Genomic DNA, 4,186 nt, shown 5'->3' with positions numbered 1-4,186 from the left:
TCGCGGCGGGTCTGGTCGGCGCCTATTCGACGCCGGTGAACTGGCACAACTCCACCGAGGAAGCTCGCTACATTTTCGAGAATTCCGGCGCGAAGGCGATTGTCATTCATGCCGATCTCTATCGCGGCATCGAAAAGGCGATCCCGAAAGATGTCCCGGTCTTTGTGGTGCCAACGCCGCCCGAAATTGTGTCCGCCTATGGCATCTCGCCTGCCGATGCGGCCCTGCCGGAAGGCACTGCCGAGTGGAATGCGTGGCTGTCGCAGTTCTCGCCCATCGAGGCTGGTCCGACCGAGCCGCCCGGCTCCATGATCTACACATCCGGCACAACCGGCCACCCGAAGGGCGTGCGCCGCAATGCGCCGACTGCAGAACAGGCCGCTGCCTGGGCGCGCATCATCGGGCATGTGATGGGCTTCAACGATGCCTATGGCGCGCCGCATGAAATGACCACCGTGATAACGGGACCGATGTATCACTCCGCGCCCAATGCCTATGGGCTTTATGCCTTCCGCGTCGGAGCGAATGCCATTCTCCAGCCGCGCTTTGATCCGGAAGAATTGTTGCAGCTCATCGAGAAGCACAAGGTCACGCATCTCCATATGGTGCCGACCATGTTCACGCGGCTGCTGAAACTGCCGGAAGATGTGAAGAAGAAATACGACCTCACATCGCTGCGTTTTGTCGTTCATGCCGCAGCGCCCTGCCCCGTGCATGTAAAGCAGGCGATGATTGAGTGGTGGGGTCCGGTCATCAACGAATATTACGGCGGCACGGAAACAGGCGCGGTCGTCTTCTGTAATTCGGAAGAAGCGCTCGCCCACCCGGGCACCGTTGGCCGCGCCATTGAGGGTGCGAAGGTGATGGTGCTGGATGAGAACGGGAAAGAGCTTGAGCGTGGCGCAACGGGCGAAGTCGTGTGCCGCACCCCCATCATTCCTGACTTCACCTATCACGGCGATGATGAAAAGCGCCGCCGCGCCGAGAAGGCAGGCCTGATCGCGCTTGGCGATATCGGCTATCTTGATGATGAGGGCTTTCTTTATCTCTGCGACCGCGCCAAGGACATGGTCATCTCGGGCGGCGTGAACATCTACCCCGCCGAGATCGAGGCAGAGTTGCACAAGATGCCGGGCGTCGCCGATTGTGCGGTCTTCGGCATACCGGATGAGGAATTTGGCGAATCTCTCTGCGCTGTTGTTCAGACGCAACCGGGCGTGACGCTTACTGCCAATGATGTGAGAAGCTTCCTGCGGAGTCGCATTGCCGGGTACAAGGTGCCGAAGACGGTAGAGTTCCGTACCGATCTGCCGCGCGAGGATTCCGGCAAGATTTTCAAGCGGAAGCTCCGCGAACCCTATTGGGAACAGGCGGGCCGCCGCATCTGACTGGAGTTCGAGCGGACAATTGAAAGGGCGGGTTCTCCCGCCCTTTCTCGCATTTTTCCCTATGTTTTCTATGGTTATGCCGCGCTTGCGCAGCGTAAGGGCAGATCGATACAATAAGCCTTGCTTATTAGATGGCTTACACAGCAACCTGCCGGATCACTCGATGGCTTCCAGTACGCGCAGCACCCAGAACCCCGACCGCAGCACGGGCTTTCTGCTCCGTGACAATTCCCGCTTCATGAAGGCCGCCTTCACCGAGCGCGTCAGCGGACTCACACAGGCGCAATGGGGCGCGCTTGCGCAGCTTTCCCGCCATCAGGGGCTTAATCAGGTGGGACTTGCAGACCTTCTCGAGGTGCAACCGATCACGGTGGCACGGCTGATCGACAAGCTGGTCGCGCTGGGCGTGGTGAAGCGCCATCCCGATCCCAATGACCGGCGCGCGCAGCAGCTTTTCCTCACCGAAAAGGCGCAGCCGCTTCTCGACCAGATGTGGGAAGCGGGCGACGAGATTCTCGATCAAGCCTATGCAGGCTTCACCGATGAGGAACGCAGCAACTTCATCGACATGCTGGTGCGGATGCGCAGCAATCTCAGCCGCATGGCGCAGGGCGGCACCCGCTCGCGCCCGATACCGCTCCGCAAGGCGAGCTGACACAGCCGACAGGGCATTGCAGTTACGTTCGGGACAGTCCACTCTGCGCCGAAACGGGAGGCCCCATGGCTGTAGAAATTCCATATGTGCGCGACATCAAGTTTGACTATGGCGCCTGCGACGAGGTTTCGCCGCTGATCCGCCGGGTCGTAGCGGAAAATCCGTCTGCCTTCACCTATATGGGAACGGGCACCTATATCATCGGTCACGGCGAAGTGGCGGTGGTCGATCCCGGCCCGATGATCGGCGCGCATGTGGAAGCGCTGCTGCGGGCGCTTGAAGGCGAGACCGTAAGCCACATCCTCATCACCCATACGCATAGCGACCACTCTCCCGCCGCGAAGCCGCTCAAGGCGCTGACCGGCGCGCAGACTTATGCTTTCGGGCCACATGGCGCAGGCCAGAAGCATGCCTCAGACGATGTGCAGGTCGAGGAAGATGGCGATATGGAGTTCGTGCCGGATGTGGAAGTGCGGCATGGCGACATTATCGAAGGCGATGGCTGGACGGTGGAATGCGTTTACACGCCTGGCCATACCTCAAACCATATGTGCTTTGCGCTGCAGGAAGAGAAGGCGCTTTTCAGCGGCGATCACGTCATGGGCTGGTCCACCAGCGTGGTAAGCCCGCCTGACGGCAATATGGAGCAATACATGGCCTCGCTCCGCTTGCTGCTGGAGCGCGACGACGAAATTTACTGGCCGACACATGGGCCTGCGATCAAGGACCCGAAACCTTTTGTGCGCGCCTTCATTGCGCATCGCGAGGACCGAGAGCGACAGATACTCGCGCAGCTTGAAGCCGGGCGCACGCGCATTCAGGACATGGTGCCGATCATGTATGCGGCGGTGGACAAGCGCCTCTACCCCGCTGCGGCGCGCTCCGTCTTCGCCCATATGGAGCATCTGGTTGCGCGCGGCCTTGTGCGGGTCGATGGCAAGCCGACGCTCGGCGCGGAGTATCGCCGCGTCTGATACCGGCAGTTGCGCTCTTACATATCCGCGAGATGGTTTTTCAGCGTGTGGAAGTAGCTGCGAATGCGGTTTGCATTCGCGCCGAGATCGCTCATTCCGACGCGCGAGACAGAGCGCATGTCAACCGCCGTCCCCGTTTCCGTTTCGGTGATGCGGATTGCCACATCATCCTTGAAGGCCATGACGGGTGTTGTCGCGACAGCCTCAATCATGCCGCTTGCCGGATCCGCACTGATAATCTCCCAGCCTGAAGCTTTCGCGGCGCGCAAAGCCGCTTCGAAAACCTTTCCCGGATGCTGGTTGAGTTCCAGCGTGACAATGTCGGGATAAGCGGCACGCTGCTGTTCCGCGAGATCCGCAGGCTCCGTGCGATCAAGCGGGTTGGCTCCTTCGCCCCGGACCGGAAGGGCCGCCTTGAAAGCGGGCGGATTGTCGATATCGGTCGTGATGTCGTGAATGCGTGGTACCTTCGCACCCACCAGCATGGCCTGCACCACGGGCGCGGCGACGAGCAGAGAGATAACGAGCCCCGCCATCGCCATGCGCGCACCGCGCCGTGATGTCACCAATGTCAGCACAAGACCGACAGCGGAAAGAAGCGCGGCCGCAACGCCAACCAGCGCCGCGATCGCCATGCCCCGAACCGCTATTCCGAAATGCACCAATTCCATCCGGTTGCCCAGAATGGAAAGGACGAGCACGACAAGCGAAAGGACAGCGAGCCACACCCCGACTGTGGCGACACGTGATTTGCGTGCGCTCATGGCGACCTGCTTTCTGTTTTCCTCCGCCTTGCTGGCGGAGCCTTTCGTTGCCTTGCCCGGCGCGCCTTCCTACTCGGCGGCGTTGGCTGTCGGCAGCTTGTAATCCTTGAACTGCTCGCGCAGCGTCAGCTTCTGGATTTTGCCGGTAGCCGTGTGCGGGATTTCGTCCACAAAGACGACATCATCCGGCATCCACCATTTGGCGATCTTGCCTTCCATGTAGCGCAGGATTTCGTCCTTGGTCGGTGTCTCGCCTTCCTTCGCCACAACGATGAGAAGCGGACGCTCATCCCATTTCGGATGGGCAACACCGATCACCGCTGCTTCGGCAACCTTCGGGTGGCCAACGGCAAGGTTCTCGATCTCGATGGAAGAAATCCACTCGCCGCCGGACTTGATCACGTC

At 60.5% G+C, this 4,186-nt stretch carries 5 protein-coding genes; 3 read left to right on the top strand and 2 right to left on the bottom strand.

Annotated elements, in window-relative coordinates; translation table 11 throughout:
- From WBF74_RS14725 to WBF74_RS14715, 3 genes are all read left to right on the top strand, one after another.
- Positions 1–1,388: acyl-CoA synthetase (locus WBF74_RS14725; protein ID WP_424441262.1), on the top strand; the 1,388-nt coding region annotated here is incomplete at its 5' end.
- Positions 1,389–1,551: 163 nt separating this feature from the next.
- Positions 1,552–2,043 (top strand): MarR family winged helix-turn-helix transcriptional regulator, encoded by a 492-nt coding sequence (locus WBF74_RS14720; protein ID WP_424441260.1) that lies wholly within the window; start codon positions 1,552–1,554, stop codon positions 2,041–2,043.
- Positions 2,044–2,108: 65 nt separating this feature from the next.
- Positions 2,109–3,017, top strand: a complete 909-nt coding sequence (locus tag WBF74_RS14715; protein ID WP_424441258.1) for an MBL fold metallo-hydrolase — start codon at positions 2,109–2,111, stop codon at positions 3,015–3,017.
- A gap of 17 nt (positions 3,018–3,034) precedes the next feature.
- Here WBF74_RS14715 and WBF74_RS14710 read toward each other — a convergent pair whose 3' ends face one another.
- Together WBF74_RS14710 and WBF74_RS14705 are read right to left on the bottom strand one after the other, a co-directional pair.
- The gene (locus WBF74_RS14710; protein WP_424441256.1) at positions 3,035–3,781 is read right to left on the bottom strand and encodes a DUF1499 domain-containing protein; all 747 of its coding nucleotides are present in this window, start codon (positions 3,779–3,781) and stop codon (positions 3,035–3,037) included.
- Positions 3,782–3,850: 69 nt separating this feature from the next.
- On the bottom strand, positions 3,851–4,186 hold a 336-nt coding region (locus WBF74_RS14705; RefSeq protein ID WP_424441254.1), incomplete at its 5' end, for an AMP-binding enzyme.

Origin of the sequence: Parvibaculum sp. (assembly GCF_049672805.1) — a bacterium.
Taxonomy (GTDB): Bacteria; Pseudomonadota; Alphaproteobacteria; order Parvibaculales; family Parvibaculaceae; genus Parvibaculum.
This window is presented reverse-complemented; position numbering and strand designations above follow the sequence as displayed.